Raw genomic sequence first — 691 nt, forward strand, 5'->3', positions numbered from 1 at the left:
CCCAAATGGATGAGATAAGGGCGGCAGGAAAGGGAGGGCAGCGTCAGGCGCTGTCGCATGCCTTGAGAAGTGAACGGTACATCCAATGGCGGCAGACCGCGCCCAAAGCGCAGCGGCGCGCGTTCAGCTGCGGCTCGTCATCCCAGGTTGATAAGAAGCAGTTCCGGCGACAGACCAAGCGCGTTGGTAATCCTTTCTCTTACATACTCGCCAGGGTCGCAATTCTTCTCTTGACGGGCGTAGGCAGCTTGGCTGATGCCAATTCGAGATGCCACTTCGGTTTGGGTTAACTGCAGGAATATGCGCCAAGCCTGAATCGGTGTGCAATGAGACCGCGCCAAAGCGGGGGCAGACGACCGGACCGCTGCCGAGCGGCCAATGAGGCACCTACAATGCGCGCATGGCTTCCGATCCTGGGCCGCCGATCTCGGTTCTTCAACTTCGAATTGCGCTGCGTGGCCTGAGCCCGCCGGTCTGGCGACGCGTCCTCGTTCCCGAGCACTTGACGCTCGGACAATTGCACCATGTCATCCAGGTCGTCATGGGCTGGGCCGACGAACATCTGCACACGTTCAGCATTCGTGGCAGGCGTTACGGCGAAGCTCATGAGGGCATCTTGCAGTTCTGCACCGTGGCGAATGAACTGCCGCTGACCGCGTTTCATCTCCGCGAACACGAAGGCTTTGTCTAC

The 691-nt window shown here is 59.8% G+C and carries 2 protein-coding genes; both read left to right on the forward strand.

The features are described 5' to 3' along the window. A partial coding sequence (locus tag AC1Q7H_RS39845; RefSeq protein WP_492382516.1) for a hypothetical protein occupies positions 1–290 on the forward strand: 290 nt, incomplete at its 5' end. Between the two features lie 110 nt (positions 291–400). Then, positions 401–691, forward strand: a 291-nt coding sequence (locus AC1Q7H_RS39850) for a plasmid pRiA4b ORF-3 family protein (RefSeq protein ID WP_492382517.1), incomplete at its 3' end; no start/stop codon positions are given.

Source organism: Cupriavidus sp. GW823-FHT06D04 (assembly GCF_058795055.1).